We start from the raw sequence: 15224 nt of genomic DNA, 5'->3' as shown, positions 1-15224 counted from the left end.
ATGAACGCGCCCATCCACTGGATCGAGCACGGCGAGGAACGCTCGGCCGCATGGCATTCCGAAAGCGGCTGGCCGGTTCCGAAGAACGTGGTGCTGGCCGACGACACCATGCCGGCGGACGTGGCCTACCGCCACGCGCTGGACGGCACCGGCCTCCTGTGGCGCGGCGATTACCAGAACGCGCGCCAGCTGCTGCAGGCGCTGGTGCGCCGCATCGAGAACAAACGCGGCAAGCACAAAAAGCCGAAGGCGCCCGCCACGCCCACCGAACAGTTCCACCGCCATCGCCTGGCGCAGCTGCAGCGCGCAAGAACGCTGGCGATGCTGCTGATCCCGATCGACGCCGGCTGCACGATCCCGCTGCGGCGCGCGCCCGATGTGCGCGAAGCCTGCCTTGAAGCCTACGGCGACCAGGCCGAATTGCCGATGGTGGTCTCGCTACGCGAACTGCTGGGCGTGATCGGCGCGCACGAATGGCGCCGCAAGGGTGTGCCCATTCCCGCGCTGGATGCGCGCATCCATCCGTGGTACGGCGTGTTCTCGCCGGTGCGCGGCGAATACGTCGAACTGGTCGCGCAAGCTCCCCTGCCGGCCGGCGCCGGCAAGCTCGCTTTCGATGTCGGCACCGGCACCGGCGTGCTCGCGGCCCTGCTGGCGCGGCGCGGCGTGCAACGCGTGATTGCCACCGACATGGACGAGCGCGCGCTCGGCTGCGCACGCGAGAACATCGCGCGGCTCGGGCTCACCGGGCAGGTCGAGCCGGTGAAGGCCGACCTGTTTCCGGAAGGCCGCGCACCGCTGGTGCTCTGCAATCCGCCCTGGTTGCCGGGCAAACCCAGTTCCTCGATCGAATGTGCGATCTACGACCCGGATAGCCGCATGCTCAAGTCCTTCCTCAACGGTTTGGGCGCGCACCTGGAGCCGCAGGGCGAAGGCTGGCTGATCCTGTCGGATCTCGCCGAGCACCTTGGCCTGCGCACGCGCGAGCAGCTGCTCGGATGGATCGCGGACGCGGGGCTCGACGTGGCGGCGCGCCACGACACGCGTCCGGTGCACGGCAAGGTGCTCGACGCCGGCGATCCACTGCACGCGGCGCGTTCGCGCGAAGTGACGTCGCTGTGGCGGCTGCGCGCGGCGGCGTAGAGCCAATCCGATTTGCGCCGGCAGCCCGGACGCGATACAATCCATGCATCAGACGCGGGGTGGAGCAGTCTGGCAGCTCGTCGGGCTCATAACCCGAAGGTCACAGGTTCAAATCCTGTCCCCGCAACCAGATTTACGGAACAAGCCCGACTCCTGCAGCCGGGCTTTTGTTTTCTGGCCCAGCGCATGAGAGACAAGAAAGACAACGCGACGATCGACTTGCCGGGCTTCGAGGAGGCCTTTGCGCCGCCACCGCTGCCGGCCGAGCCGAAGAAGCTCGCGCCGCGTCCGCGCCGGGCCGCGCTCAAGCAGGAGCAGCTCGAACTGCTCGACGAAACCGATGCCACCGGCCTGCCCGTGTGGAAGCGTGACGACAATCTCGATTTGACCGGCCTGCCCGTCTGGGCCCCGGCCTGAAAGGCCAGCCCATGACCACTCCCTTTTCCGCACTCGCGCTCGACGCGCGCTTCCTCGCCAACCTCGACACGCTCGGCTACAAGTCGATGACGCCGGTGCAGGCCGCAAGCCTGCCGCCCGCGCTCGAAGGCCGCGACCTGATCGTGCAGGCGCACACCGGCAGCGGCAAGACCGCGGCCTTCGGCATCGGCATGCTGAACCGCCTGAACCCGACGCTGTTCGCGGTGCAGGGACTGGTGTTGTGCCCCACCCGCGAACTGGCCGACCAGGTCGCGCAGGAGCTGCGCCGCCTCGCGCGCGGCGTCGGCAACATCAAGATCCTCACGCTCACCGGCGGCGTCGCGCTGCGCCCGCAGGCGGCCTCGCTCGAACACGGCGCCCACATCGTGGTCGGCACGCCGGGCCGCGTGCGCGACCACCTGGCGCGCCGCACGCTCGATCTCAAGCGCGTGCAGGTGCTGGTGCTGGACGAAGCGGACCGCATGACCGACATGGGCTTCTACGACGACATCGCCGCCGTCGCGCGCGACTGCCCCCAGTGGCGCCAGACTTTGCTGTTCTCGGCGACCTATCCGGACGACATCCGCGCCGCCACCAGCGAACTGCTGCGCGACCCGGTCGAGATCGTGGTCGATGCCGCGCCCACCAGGCCGCGCATCGAGCAGCGTTTCCACGAAGTGCCGTTCGAGTCGCGCGATGACGCCGTGGCCACGCTGCTGGGCAACCAGCCGCCGGGATCCGCCATCGTGTTCTGCAACACGCGCGTACATTGCCAGGAACTGGCCGACCTGCTGCACGAGCGCGGCTTCGCGGTGCGCGCGCTGTACGGCGAACTCGAACAGCGCGAGCGCGACGAGATCCTGCTGCTGTTCTCGAACCGCACCGTATCGGTGCTGGTCGCCACCGACGTCGCCGCGCGCGGCCTCGATATCGCGGACCTCGATGTCGTCATCAACGCCGGCATGACGCCCGATCCCGAAGTCTACGTGCACCGCATCGGCCGCACCGGCCGCGCCGGCGCCACCGGCCTCGCGCTGACCCTGTGCACCAGCCGCGACAAGAAGTGGGTGGCGCAGCTGGAAAACGCCAGCGGCGAAACGGCCGACTGGCAGCCCTTGCCGCCACCCGTGGACACGCCGCCCGCGCCGGCGCCGATGCTCACGCTGTGCATCGCCGGCGGCAAGAAGGACAAGCTGCGCCCCGCCGACCTGCTCGGCGCGCTGACCGGCGACGCGGGCCTCACGCGCGAACAGGTCGGCAAGATCAACATCACGCAGTTCACCAGCTACGTCGCGGTCGCGCGCGAGGTGGCCGGACAGGCACTCGAACGCCTGTCGAAAAACGCCCCGCTCGGCGGCGAATTCGGCGCCATCAAGGGACGCCATTTCCGCATGCGGCTGCTCGCCGCTTAGGCACGCACGGTTGAGTAACTCACAGACGCAGCGGGACTGAATCTGGCATTATTTGCAAGGACTAAGGGGCCTTTGCAATGATGACCAGTCCAAGCACAAATGCGGTTCCCGCGCTGGCGCGCCCGGTGCGCGATGTGGTGTCGCAGCAGCCAGACGTCGTGAGCGAAGTCTGGTGCCGCAAAATCTTCCGCCAGGTCCTGCAGGAGCTGGAACGCGCGCACGCGCTGCAGCGCGGCCATGCGCCCATCTCGGCGGACACGGTCTTCCTCGACGAGCACAACGACCCCGCGCTGGCCCCGGCCGCGCCCGGCGCACCTGAACCCGGCGAAGCGGCCGACGTGCAGGCGCTGGGCCAGCTCATCCACTACGCCATCACGCAAGAGGAAGTCCCGTCCATGTCGCTGCGCAAGCGCGGCCTGCCGGGCTATAGCGACTCGCTCGTCACCGCGGTCGACCAGTGCGCCGCTGCCGACCCGGCCGAACGGCCGCAAACCATTGCCGACCTGCGCAACCTGCTCGGCATTGTCGCCCTCGGTCCCGCGCTTGGTACTCCGGCAATTAATCCTGTCTACATGCAAGCGGCCAACCTGCCGCGTCCCGGTAAACTGGCGAGCATGGGCAAGGGCATGCGCTGGACGCTGATCGGGCTTGCCGCCGTCGTGCTGATGGGCGCCGCGTCGGCATACTGGATGATGTTGCGCGATACCTCGAGCGAGGAAAACATCGTGCTCACGCTGCCCGGCGCCGCGCCGGAACCGGCGCCGCCGTCCAGCAAGCCAGAGGCAGTGCCGACGCCGCAAACATCCGCCGGGCAGCCCGCGATCATCGCGCAGTCCGCGGCGCCGAAGGCCGCATCCGAGGCGCCACCCGCGCCGCCCCAGGCCGCTGTGGCGGCGCCCGCGCGGGAGCGCGTCGCCAAGCCCGGCACCACCAGTTACAAGCTGTTCATCAAGCCCTGGGGCAGGGTCTACGTCAACGGCAGCGAACGCGGCGTCAGTCCGCCGCTCAAGGTCCTGACCCTGCCCCCAGGGAATCATACGGTGCGCGTGGTCAACCCGGAACTTGGCGCACGCATCGTCAAGGTCCATTCGATCAACCACGGTACCGGGCAGATCGAAGTGGACTTCACGGAATGAGGAAGATGGCCGGATGAACGTGAAACTTGCCCTGCGCTTTGCTTGCTGCCTGAGCCTGCTGGCCGGCTGTGCCGACCTGTCGCCCTACTTCGCCAGCACGCCCGCGAAGCCACACCCGCGCGCCGAAGCGGTGCTCGCAAAAGCGCCGCCCCCGGCGCCCGCGCCAACACCCGCGCCAAGCGCGGCCCCGGCTTACCCGCCCCCGGCCGGCGACACCCAAGCCCTGCGCGAAGGCATCCGCCTGTATGAAAACGGCGACTACAACGCCGCCATCCGCCGGCTGTCGTCGCCCGAAGTCGCCAACGGCCCGCTGCGCATGCGCGTCACCGCGCTCAAGTACACGGCCTTCAGCTATTGCCTCACCAACCGTGCGGCGCAATGCCAGCAAGCCTTCGAGAAAGCGCTGAAGCTCGACCCGAACTTCGACCTGGCGCCGGGCGAACGCGGCCACCCGCTGTGGAGTCCCGTGTTCGCCAAGGCCAAGGCCCGCGCCGGCTAGGCCAGCCTCAGGTTCACCGTTGCCGGGAAGGTCGGCGCGCGCCGGTGCAGGGTTGCCTGCTCGTAGGCGTAAGCCATGGCGATCAGCGTCGCCTCGCTCCATGCCCCGCCGACAAAGGAGATGCCCACCGGCAGTCCATGCGTGTAGCCGGCCGGGACCGTGATGTGCGGATAGCCCGCCACCGCGGCCGGCGACGAGAAGCTGCCGCCGTAATGGTCGCCGTTGATATAGTCGGTGAGCCAGGCCGGGCCGCCGGTCGGCGCGACCAGCGCATCCAGGCTGTGCTCGCGCAGCACCTTGTCGATGCCTTCCTCGCGCGAGAAGCGCAGGTTGTTGGCCAGCGCTTCCTTGTATTCGCTGCTGTCCAGCCCGCCCTTGCCTTCCGCGGCCACCAGGTGCTCCTGCCCGAAATGCGGCATCTCGCTGGCGGCGTGCTGCTTGTTGAAGGCGATCAGGTCGCTCATGTTCTTGACCGGCGCGTGCGGCGCGTAATTGTCCAGCCAGGCCGCGAGGTCCGGCTTGAATTCGTACAGCAGCACCGTGGTTTCGGTGTCGTTGTACTTGTCGATGTTCGGCACTTCCACGTCCACCAGCACCGCGCCCTGCGCCTGCAGCACGGCCAGCTCCTTGTCGATGATCGCGTCCACCGCGTCATTGCTGCCGAAGAAGTTGCGCGCGACGCCGATGCGCTTCCCATGTAGCCCATCCTTGCGCAACGCGGCGGCGTAGTCGGCGGCGCGTGCGTCCTGGGTCGCGGGGTCGCCGGCGTCGCTGCCGGCGATCGCGGCCAGCAGCAATGCGGCATCGGCCACGCTGCGCGTCATCGGGCCGGCCGTGTCCTGCGAATGGGCGATCGGGATGATGCCGCTGCGGCTGACCAGCCCGAGCGTGGGCTTGATGCCGACGATGCCGCAGGTAGAGGACGGCGACACGATCGAGCCGTCGGTCTCGGTGCCGATCGCGAGCGTGGCCAGGCCGGCCGCCATCGCCGATGCCGAGCCGGAGCTCGATCCGCTGGTGTTGCGGTCGAGGGCATAGGGATTCCTGGTCAGCCCGCCGCGGCCGCTCCAGCCGCTGACGGAATGGGTCGAGCGCATATTGGCCCACTCGGACAGGTTGGTCTTGCCGAGGATGACGGCGCCGGCCGCGCGCAGCTTCTCGGCCACATGGGCGTCGCGGCTGGCGCGCACGCCTTCCAGCGCCAGCGAACCGGCCGTGGTGCACATGCGATCGGCGGTGGCGATATTGTCCTTGATGAGCACGGGAATGCCGTGCAGCGGCCCGCGCAGCTTGCCGGCCGCGCGTTCGCGGTCCAGCTCGCTGGCGATGGCGAGCGCGTCGGGGTTGAGCTCGATGACGGAATGCAGCTTCGGGCCGGCCTTGTCGAGCGCGGCGATGCGGGCCAGGTATTGCGACACCAGGGTCCGCGAGGTCAGCTTGCCGGCGCGCAGGGCGGCCTGTTGTTCAGCGACGCCGGCATCCAGCAAGCCGCCGGCAGAGGCTGGCACGCTGGCCGCGCCCGCCTGCGCCACATTTGCCATGGCGCCCGCTGCCAGTCCGATTCGAACGAAATCCCTGCGATCCATTGCGGTCCTCCCTCAGTTGGAAGGCGACAGGATAACAGCAAAATGATTCCGTTCGGAATTCCCTGTCCGTCGTTCCCTTTGAGCATTAGAGCTAACAAAAAAGCACGCGAGGCTAACCTGGCGTGCTTTTCGTTTGTCGCCGGCGCGAAGCCGGCAAGTCGCAGCAAATCAGCCGCGCACGACGCGCTTGTACTCGTTGGTACGGGTGTCGATTTCGATGACGTCGTCGTTGCTGACGAACAGCGGCACTTGCACGATGTGGGCGTTGGCTTCGATCGCGTTTTCGATCTTGGCGTCCTTGAGCACGTTGCCCGAGGTGTTGCCCTTCACGGCCGGCTCGGTGTAGACCACCTGGCGCGCGATGATGGTCGGCAGTTCGACCGAGATCGCCTTGCCGTCGTAGAACACTGCCTCGCACTCCATGCCGTCTTTCAGGTAGTGCAGCGCGTCACCCAGGTTTTCTTCTTCGATTTCGTACTGGTTGTACTCTTCGTCCATGAAGACGTACAGCGGGTCGGCGAAGTACGAGTAGGTCACCGGCTTCTTGTCCAGGACCACGACGTCGAACTTGTCATCGCCGCGGAACACGTTTTCCAGCGGTGCGTTGGTCAGGAGATTCTTCATCTTCCACTTGTACGTGAAGCCCGTGCGGCTCGAACCATTGACGTCGGAACGCAGCACGATGAAGGGCTTGGCGTCAACCATAATGATGTTGCCAACACGAATTTCTTTTGCGGGTTTCATAGGGTGTATGCGTCTTTAAGAGAAGGTTGCAGTAACCGGGCATCATACCATGTTTTTCGCAGGCAGCCTACCGGAGAGACCCCGCGAAAGAGAGCAAATTGCTGACCAGGTCGCCGTTTTCCAACATCTCGCGTTCCCAGGTTTTGGCGCGCGAAACGAGGCCCGGGAAGTCATCCAGCAAAGCCTGCCAGGCGCCCGGCCAATCGGCTTCCGTGCAGGCGCCGTTGAAGCCCAGGGCGACGCGCTCCAGGCTCCCGATGCCGTCCGCATAACGCTGCAGGAAGGCGCGCAATTTCTTGTGGTGCAGGTTTTCGTCCTGCGGATAGATGTGCCAGATGAATGGCTTGGCGGCCCACTGCGCGCGCACCCACGAGTCCTCGCCGCGCACGATGTTGAAGTCGCAGGACCACAGCAGCTTGTCGTAGTCGGGCTGCGGCACGAAGGGCAGCACGCGCACGGTCAGCATGCCGCGCGCGGCGCTGGCGCCGGCCACCGGCTCCTTGCCGAGGAAGCCACGCACCGTGCCGGCGGCGACACCTTCCGGCACCAGGCAGGCTACGGGCTGCCCACCCTGCGCCCAGGCATCGAACAGCTCGGCAACAGGCGCATGCGGGTAGCAGAACAGCGACACCTTGAACGCATCGATCTCGTTTCGCGACAAGCCCAGCGATGCAAGGAAAGGCGCCGGCTGGAAACGGGCGCGCTCAGCCAGCAACCTGGCCTCGTGCAGCAAGCCGCCGGTCTTGCCCGTGAAGCCGGGAAAGAAGAAATACTTGGTGATCGGCAGGCGCGGATGCATCGACGGCATCCGGTGGCAGCCTTCGACCCACTCCTCCGCCGACAGCCCTTCGTAATTGATCCACACCGGACGCGGCTCGCGCGCCGCCATCGCCTCGACATAGGCCGGCGGCAGGTCGACGCCGAAGAACTCGATCACGACGTCGGGGATATCCTGCGGCGCGAAACTGCCGTCCTTGCCCTGCCAGTGCAGCACGGTGACGCCCTGCACCAGCTGGCGCGGCGCGTCCACCACCACTTCCGGGCAGATGCGCTGGAAGCTTTTCAGGTCGTCGACCCACAGCGTCACCTCGACGCCATGCTCGTGCGCGATCTGGCGTCCGAGGCGCCAGCAGATGCCGATATCGCCGTAGTTGTCGACGACTTTGCAGAAAATGGCGAGGGTGCGTGTGCTGTGGGTCATGGAAATCGCGTGCCAATAGAAAAACCGGAGCACCTATCCGCGCGTTCGCGGTGGTCTGCTCCGGTTTTAAGCTGGCGTCCCCACGGGGATTCGAACCCCGGTACTCACCGTGAAAGGGTGATGTCCTAGGCCTCTAGACGATGGGGACCTAAAACTGTCTGGATTTTACTTCTTCTGCTACTGCTTGCCAAAACCTGGCGTCCCCACGGGGATTCGAACCCCGGTACTCACCGTGAAAGGGTGATGTCCTAGGCCTCTAGACGATGGGGACCTAAAACTTGGTGGAGGTAAGCGGGATCGAACCGCTGACCTCTTGCATGCCATGCAAGCGCTCTCCCAGCTGAGCTATACCCCCCAATTACTGCTGGACCTGCCTTACTGCCAATTCTTGGCGTCCCCACGGGGATTCGAACCCCGGTACTCACCGTGAAAGGGTGATGTCCTAGGCCTCTAGACGATGGGGACCCTGGACTGCTAAAACTGCCTCTTCAACGTGGTGGAGGTAAGCGGGATCGAACCGCTGACCTCTTGCATGCCATGCAAGCGCTCTCCCAGCTGAGCTATACCCCCGTCCGGTGAAGAAGCAAAATTATAGCGTGCTTCTTGCATTCTGCAAATAGCGAATCGTCGTGTTCAGATGAATTTTTCAATACGATTTACGACGACAGCGCGTCCGAACAGCTCCAGCACGGCGTCGATGGCAGGCGTTTGCAACTGGCCGGTCAGGGCCAGGCGCAGCGGCATCGCCAGTTGCGGCATCTTCAGGCCGTGCGCGGCCAGTACTTCCTTGAGCAGCGCCGACAGCGCGGCCTTGTTCCACTCCACTGCCTTGCAGCGCTCGGCGAACTGGGCCAGCGCCGGGCGCACCGCCTCGGTCAGGTGCTGGGCCACCAGCGCCGGGTCGGCCTTCGGCTCGCGGTAGAACAGCATGGCGGCGTCGGCCAGTTCGTTGACCGTGTGGGCGCGCTCCTTCATCAGGCCGATCACTGCCTGCAGGTCCGGGCCGGACGCCAGGCGGGCGCCGTCGCGCTCCAGCACCGGCTGCGCCAGCGCGGCCAGGCGGGCGTTGTCGGCCTGCTTGATGTAGTGGTTGTTCAGCCAGGCCAGCTTCTCGTCGTTGAACTGGGCCGCCGAGGCGGTCAGGTGATCCAGGTTGAACCACTCGGTGAACTGCTCCATCGAGAAGATCTCGTCGTTGCCATGGCTCCAGCCAAGGCGCGCGAGGTAGTTCAGCAGCGCTTCCGGCAGGTAGCCCTGGGCCGGGTATTCCATCACGCTGACGGCGCCGTGGCGCTTGGACAGCTTCTCGCCGTCGGCGCCCAGGATCATCGGCAGGTGGCCGTACTGCGGCAGCGGCGCGCCGAGGGCGGCCAGGATATTGATCTGGCGCGGCGTGTTGTTGACGTGGTCGTCCCCGCGCAGCACGTGGGTGATGCCCATGTCCCAGTCGTCGACCGCGACGCAGAAGTTATAGGTCGGCGTGCCGTCCGGACGCGCAATGACCAGGTCATCGAGCTCCTTGTTGCCGATCGTGATCTGGCCCTTGACCACATCGTTCCAGGTCACCTCGCCATCCAGCGGGTTCTTGAAGCGCACCACGGGCTTGATGCCGGCCGGCACCGGCGGCAACTCCTTGCCCGGTTCCGGACGCCAGGTGCCGTCGTAGCGCGGCTTTTCGCCGGCGGCGCGCATGCGCTCGCGCATCGCTTCCACTTGTTCCGGCGAGCAGTAGCACAGGTAGGCGGTGCCGGCTTCCAGCATGGTCAGGATGACTTCGCGGTAGCGGTCCATCCGCTTCATCTGGTAGAACGGGCCCTCGTCGTAATCCAGGCCGAGCCAGTGCATGCCGTCCAGGATCGCCTGCACGGCTTCGGGAGTCGAGCGCTCCAGGTCGGTATCTTCGATGCGCAGGATGAACTGGCCGCCGAAGTGGCGGGCGTAGGCCCACGCATACAGCGCGGTGCGGGCGCCGCCGAGGTGGAGATAGCCGGTCGGGCTGGGAGCGAAACGGGTGCGGACGGTCATGGCGTGGGACGAATTGGTAAAACGCCTATTTTACCGCTTCGGTGGCGCGAGTCTAAGCTGGAACGTAGGTCAGGCGGATCACATCGCCGGCCATCCGGTCATGCGCCACCAGGTGCAGCGGCGGACACGGCCCCGCGAAACAGGGCTTGCCGCTGCCAAGCACGACCGGGTGCAGGCAGATCCGGTACTCGTCGATCAGGCCTAGCCGGGTGAGGCTGTGCGCCAGCTCCGGGCCGGCGACTTCGATCTCGCCCTCATGCTCCGCCTTCAGCTTGCGGATCGCCGCCTCAAGATCGTCGCCGACGCGGGCTTGGTCCGCTTATCGGGGATGACAATGCGGCGTATGTGACCAATAACGGCATCGTGCCGGAGCCGATGCGGTCAGGGCCGTTTGCATCGGGTGGGACGGTGTTGCGCATCAGCCTTGATTAGTCGCCACAAGAACCGTCGTCCCTGCGAAGGCGGAGATCCATGCTGAGTTTGCAGGCCTTCGGCCTGCGGTTTCGATCACGGACGCGGTCTATGGCTCCCCGCCTTCGCGGGGACGACGGCTGCGAATATTGATCGGCCGCGTCCCGCCATCCAGCGCCCGCGCCCGCAGCTGACCGCAACCACCATCCACATCCTGCCCCGCCGAATCGCGCAGCTTGGTCAGCACACCGCGCCGCTGCAAATCCGCCGCCAGCGCGCGCGCCTTGTCCCACGACGGCCGCGTGAACGGCAGCCCGTCGTTGGCGTTGTAAGGAATGATGTTCAGCACCGCGTACTTCCCGCGCAGGAGCTCGACCACCGCATCCATCTCGTCCGCCCCGTCGTTGACGCCCTCCAGCAGCGTCCACTGGTACTGGATCGGATAACAGGTCAGCCGCGCATAACGCTCGCCCTCCTCCACCAGCTCGCGCGGATCGATGCGCGGCGCGCGCGGCAGCAGCTCGGCGCGCAGCTCCGGTTTCGTGGTATGCAGCGACAACGCCAGCGCCGGCTTCACGCGTCCCGCCGGCAGCCGCTCGAACACGCGCGCATCGCCCACGGTGGAGAACACCAGGTTCTTGTGCGAGATGCCCGCCTCGACCCCGAGCAGCTCGATCGCTTCCATCACGTTGTCGAGGTTGTGCGCCGGCTCGCCCATGCCCATGAAGACGACCTTCTTCACGGGCCGACGGCGCCGCGCCAGCACCACCTGCGCGACGATCTCGCCGCTGGTGACCTGCCGCAGCAGGCCGCCCTGCCCCGTCATACAGAAGCGGCAGCCCACCGCGCAGCCGACCTGCGACGATACGCACACGCCTTCGCGCGGCAGCAGCACGCTTTCCACCGTCTGGCCATCGACCAGCCCGACCAGCAGCCGCGCCGAACCATCCGCGCCGGGATGCTCGGACAGCACGCGCGCCAGGCCATCGAGTTCAAGGTCGAGCGCCGGCAGCGCCTCGCGGACCGGCTTGGGAAGATAGTCGTCCGGCCGGCGCCGCCCGCGGTCGTGTGGCGCGCACTGGATCCAGTCGCGCAGCACGCGCTGGGCGTGTTCCGGCTGCGCCCCCAGTCCCAGGAGGCGCTCGCGTATCGCCTGTATCTGCACCGCTGCCTAGTCGTTCTTGACGACGATGGTGGGGAACTTGCTGCTCATGTCCTTGGCCTTCTCGGCCACCTTGATCGCCACCTTGCGCGCGATCTGCTTGTAGACCGCAGCCACCGGACCATCCGGATCGGCCACCACGGTCGGACGGCCGGAATCGGTCTGCTCGCGGATCGACATGGTCAGCGGCAGCTTGCCAAGGAAGTCGACGCCGAAGTCGTGGCACATCTTCTCGCCGCCGCCTTCGCCGAAGATCGCTTCGGTATGGCCGCAGTTCGAGCAGATATGGGTGCTCATGTTCTCGACCACGCCGAGGATCGGGATGCCGACCTTCTCGAACATCTTCAGGCCCTTGCGCGCGTCCAGCAGGGCGATGTCCTGGGGGGTGGTGACGATCACCGCGCCGGTCACCGGCACCTTCTGCGACAGGGTCAGCTGGATGTCGCCCGTCCCCGGCGGCATGTCGACCACGAGGTAGTCGAGATTGCGCCAGTTGGTCTGGTCCAGCAGCTGCTGCAGGGCCTGGGTGACCATCGGGCCGCGCCACACCATCGGCTCGTCCGGGTCGATCAGGAAGCCGATCGAGGTCGCCTGGATGCCGTGGTTCTCCAACGGCTCCATGGTCTTGCCGTCGGTGGTCTCCGGACGGCCGGTAATGCCCAGCATCATCGGCTGCGAGGGCCCGTAAATATCCGCGTCGAGGATGCCGACGCTGGCGCCTTCGCTCGCCAAAGCCAGCGCCAGGTTCACGGCCGTGGTCGACTTGCCCACGCCACCCTTGCCCGAGGCCACGGCGATGATGTTCTTCACGTTGGGCATCACCTTCAGGCCGCGCTGCACCGTGTGCGACAGGATATTGCTCGACACCTTGACGCTGACCTCGGCCACGCCCGGCAGCTTGCTGAGCGCGGCGCTGACCAGGGTGCGGATCGCCGGATGCTGGCTCTTGGCCGGATAGCCCAGCTCGATATCGAGCGAGACCGTGCCGCCCTCGATCTTGATGTTCTTGACTTCCTTGGACGACACGAAATCCTTGTCCGTGTTCGGGTCGACGACCGACGACAGCGCAGCCTTGACGTCTTCAACAGTGATGCTCATGAAATTCTCCGGGTGATATTGTCGCGAAGTGTAGCGCAATTCGGCGCCGCCGCCCTTGACGGAATGGCAAAATCGGCCGATGCCCCCTGCGCGAAAAGGGCCATCCGCTGGTAAAATGTCCGTTTCCCTCCACCAAAGAAGCGTCTCGACCATGACCCGCAAGCTGTTCGTCACCACCGCTCTCCCCTACGCCAACGGCCCGTTCCACATCGGCCACGTGATGGAGTACATCCAGGCTGATATCTGGGTGCGGTTCATGCGAATGCAGGGCTGCGAAGTGCACTTCGTGGGCGCCGACGACACGCACGGCACGCCGATCATGATCGCCGCCGAGAAGGAAGGCATCACGCCGCAAGAGTTCGTGGCGAAGATCGCCGCCGGCCGCGCGCAGTACCTGGACGGCTTCCACATCGCCTTCGACAACTGGTACTCGACCGACTCGCCGGAAAACGTCGAGCTGTCGCAGTCCATCTATCGCAAGCTGCGCGACAACGGCCTGATCGAGACCCGCACGGTCGACCGCTTCTTCGACCCGGTCAAGGGCATGTTCCTGGCCGACCGCAACATCAAGGGCGAGTGCCCGAAGTGCGGCGCCAAGGACCAGTATGGCGACAACTGCGAAGTCTGCGGCGCGGCCTACGAGCCGACCGAGCTGCTCAACCCGTACTCGGTGTTCACCAACGCGACCCCGGTGCTCAAGCCTTCGGAACAGTACTTCTTCAAGCTGTCCGACCCGCGCTGCTTCCACTTCCTGAAGGACTGGCTGAACACGCCGGGCCGCCTGCAGCCGGAGATGGTCAACAAGGTGTCCGAGTGGCTGGGCGAGCACGGCGAAAAGCTGGCCGACTGGGACATCTCGCGCGACGCGCCCTACTTCGGCATCCCGATCCCGGACGCGCCGGGCAAATTCTTCTACGTCTGGCTGGACGCACCGGTCGGCTACCTGGCCAGCCTGAAGAACTACTTCAGCAAGAACGGCGGCGACTACGAAGCCTTCCTCAAGGATCCGGCGGCCGAGCAGGTGCACTTCATCGGCAAGGACATCGTCTCCTTCCACCTGCTGTTCTGGCCCGCGATGCTGAAGTTCTCGAACCATCCGATCATCGAGAAGCTGAAGGTCGCGGTGCACGGCCACCTGACCGTCAACAACGAGAAGATGTCCAAGTCGCGCGGCACCGGCATCTCGCCGCTGCGTTACCTGGAACTGGACATGAACCCGGAGTGGCTGCGCTACTACCTGGCGTTCAAGCTCAATTCCAAGGTCGAGGACCTGGACTTCAACGGCGAGGACTTCGTCGCCCGCGTGAACTCGGACCTGATCGGCAAATACGTCAACATCGCCAGCCGCTGCGCAGGCTTCATCGCCAAGCGCTTCGACGGCAAGCTGGCGTCCTCGCTGTCGGACAACGCCAAGCAGTGGATCGCGCGCGCCCTGACCGCCGACGGCGCCGAGCGCCAGGCCAGCATCGCCGCCCTGTTCGAGGCGCGCGAATTCGGCAAGGCCCTGCGCGAAGTGATGGAGATTGCCGACGTCACCAACCAGTATGTCGACGAGTACAAGCCCTGGGTGCTGGCCAAGGATCCGGAAAAGACCGCCGAGCTGCACGAAGTGTGCACCACGGCCCTGATCCTGTTCCGCCAGCTGACCATCATGCTGGCGCCGGTGCTGCCGAGCGTGGCGGGCCGCGTGGCCGAATTCCTCGGCGACGCCAAGCTGGCCTGGAACGATACCAAGGGCGGCGCCGTGTACGAAACCATGCTGGGCCGGACCATCGGCGCCTACAGCCACCTGATGCAGCGAGTTGACCCGAAGATGATCGAGAACCTGTTCGACAAGCCGGCCGCGCCGGCGGAAGCGGCGCCCGCGGCGGCCGAAAACGAAGCCGCCGGCATCGAGCCGATCGCGCCCGAGATCTCGATCGACGATTTCTCCAAGGTCGACCTGCGCGTGGCCAGGATCGTCAACTGCGAACACGTGGAAGGCGCCGGCAAGCTGCTGCGCCTGACGCTGGACGTGGGCGAAGGCCGCACCCGCAACGTCTTCTCGGGCATCAAGTCGGCGTACAAGCCGGAAGACCTGATCGGGAAGCTGACCGTCATGGTCGCCAACCTGGCGCCGCGCAAGATGAAGTTCGGCGTATCGGAAGGCATGGTGCTGTGCGCCTCGGCGGCGGACGAGAAGGCTGATCCGGGGCTGTATGTACTGGAGCCGATCGAAGGCGCGAAACCAGGGATGCGGATCCGCTGATCTCAACCACTAAAACTGGCACGTCGTCCCGGCGCAGGCCGGGACCCATGCTGAGTGTGAGGGGCCTGCGGCGTCAACGCGCGGCCATGCATGCGTTCTATGGGTCGCGGCCTGCGCCGGGACGACGGTTTCAAGCTTGGCT

Annotated in this window: 12 protein-coding genes, 6 tRNA genes and 1 pseudogene; 7 read left to right on the top strand and 12 right to left on the bottom strand. The window is 66.1% G+C overall.

Features of this window, described 5'->3' with window-relative positions; all coding sequences use genetic code 11:
* From NX778_RS01340 to NX778_RS01315, 6 genes are all read left to right on the top strand, one after another.
* Positions 1-1143 (top strand): methyltransferase, encoded by a 1143-nt coding sequence (locus NX778_RS01340; RefSeq protein ID WP_258809887.1) that lies wholly within the window; start codon positions 1-3, stop codon positions 1141-1143.
* 53 nt (positions 1144-1196) lie between these two features.
* A tRNA-Met gene (locus tag NX778_RS01335) sits at positions 1197-1273 on the top strand.
* Positions 1274-1329: 56 nt separating this feature from the next.
* Positions 1330-1560, top strand: coding sequence for a hypothetical protein (locus NX778_RS01330; protein WP_258809886.1), 231 nt, complete (start codon positions 1330-1332; stop codon positions 1558-1560).
* A gap of 11 nt (positions 1561-1571) precedes the next feature.
* Positions 1572-2972, top strand: a complete 1401-nt coding sequence (gene dbpA, locus NX778_RS01325; protein ID WP_258809885.1) for an ATP-dependent RNA helicase DbpA — start codon at positions 1572-1574, stop codon at positions 2970-2972.
* Positions 2973-3049: 77 nt separating this feature from the next.
* Complete coding sequence (locus NX778_RS01320) at positions 3050-4108, top strand: serine/threonine-protein kinase (protein ID WP_258809884.1); 1059 nt, start codon at positions 3050-3052, stop codon at positions 4106-4108.
* Between the two features lie 13 nt (positions 4109-4121).
* Positions 4122-4607 (top strand): TssQ family T6SS-associated lipoprotein, encoded by a 486-nt coding sequence (locus NX778_RS01315; RefSeq protein WP_258809883.1) that lies wholly within the window; start codon positions 4122-4124, stop codon positions 4605-4607.
* Here NX778_RS01315 and NX778_RS01310 read toward each other — a convergent pair.
* The 12 genes and pseudogenes from NX778_RS01310 to apbC form a co-directional block, all read right to left on the bottom strand.
* Positions 4604-6193 carry an amidase gene (locus tag NX778_RS01310; protein WP_258809882.1) on the bottom strand — a complete coding sequence of 530 codons (1590 nt, stop codon included), beginning with the start codon at positions 6191-6193 and terminating at the stop codon, positions 4604-4606. The two genes, NX778_RS01315 and NX778_RS01310, sit on opposite strands and share 4 nt — an antisense overlap.
* Before the next feature lie 168 nt (positions 6194-6361).
* Positions 6362-6937 carry an elongation factor P gene (locus NX778_RS01305; RefSeq protein ID WP_258809881.1) on the bottom strand — a complete coding sequence of 192 codons (576 nt, stop codon included), beginning with the start codon at positions 6935-6937 and terminating at the stop codon, positions 6362-6364.
* A gap of 67 nt (positions 6938-7004) precedes the next feature.
* Positions 7005-8138: an elongation factor P maturation arginine rhamnosyltransferase EarP gene (earP, locus tag NX778_RS01300; RefSeq protein WP_258809880.1), complete on the bottom strand. Its 1134-nt coding sequence runs from the start codon at positions 8136-8138 to the stop codon at positions 7005-7007.
* Between the two features lie 72 nt (positions 8139-8210).
* Positions 8211-8286 (bottom strand) — tRNA-Glu (locus tag NX778_RS01295).
* Positions 8287-8333: 47 nt separating this feature from the next.
* Positions 8334-8409 (bottom strand) — tRNA-Glu (locus NX778_RS01290).
* Positions 8410-8417: 8 nt separating this feature from the next.
* A tRNA-Ala gene (locus NX778_RS01285) sits at positions 8418-8493 on the bottom strand.
* Positions 8494-8527: 34 nt separating this feature from the next.
* A tRNA-Glu gene (locus NX778_RS01280) sits at positions 8528-8603 on the bottom strand.
* A 29-nt stretch (positions 8604-8632) separates the two neighbouring features.
* A tRNA-Ala gene (locus NX778_RS01275) sits at positions 8633-8708 on the bottom strand.
* A 63-nt stretch (positions 8709-8771) separates the two neighbouring features.
* Complete coding sequence (gene gltX, locus NX778_RS01270; protein WP_258809879.1) at positions 8772-10163, bottom strand: glutamate--tRNA ligase; 1392 nt, start codon at positions 10161-10163, stop codon at positions 8772-8774.
* 52 nt (positions 10164-10215) lie between these two features.
* Positions 10216-10446: pseudogene (locus NX778_RS24635) on the bottom strand (dihydrofolate reductase family protein); the annotation flags it as partial.
* A 237-nt stretch (positions 10447-10683) separates the two neighbouring features.
* A complete protein-coding gene (locus NX778_RS01265) occupies positions 10684-11739 on the bottom strand; it encodes an RNA methyltransferase (RefSeq protein ID WP_258809878.1) in 1056 nt (351 codons plus the stop codon).
* A 6-nt stretch (positions 11740-11745) separates the two neighbouring features.
* Positions 11746-12834, bottom strand: a complete 1089-nt coding sequence (apbC, locus tag NX778_RS01260) for an iron-sulfur cluster carrier protein ApbC (RefSeq protein ID WP_258809877.1) — start codon at positions 12832-12834, stop codon at positions 11746-11748.
* A gap of 151 nt (positions 12835-12985) precedes the next feature.
* On the opposite strand from apbC, the gene metG reads away from it, so the two are divergent.
* Entirely contained in the window at positions 12986-15082 is a 2097-nt protein-coding gene (gene metG, locus NX778_RS01255) for a methionine--tRNA ligase (RefSeq protein ID WP_258809876.1), read from the top strand.
* The last annotated feature ends 142 nt before the right edge of the window (positions 15083-15224 follow it).

The sequence above is a fragment of the Massilia terrae genome (genome assembly GCF_024753145.1).
Classification (GTDB): Bacteria; Pseudomonadota; Gammaproteobacteria; order Burkholderiales; family Burkholderiaceae_D; genus Telluria; species Telluria terrae.
The sequence above is the reverse complement of the archived record's forward strand: the minus strand, read 5'-3'. Positions and strand labels throughout refer to the sequence as shown.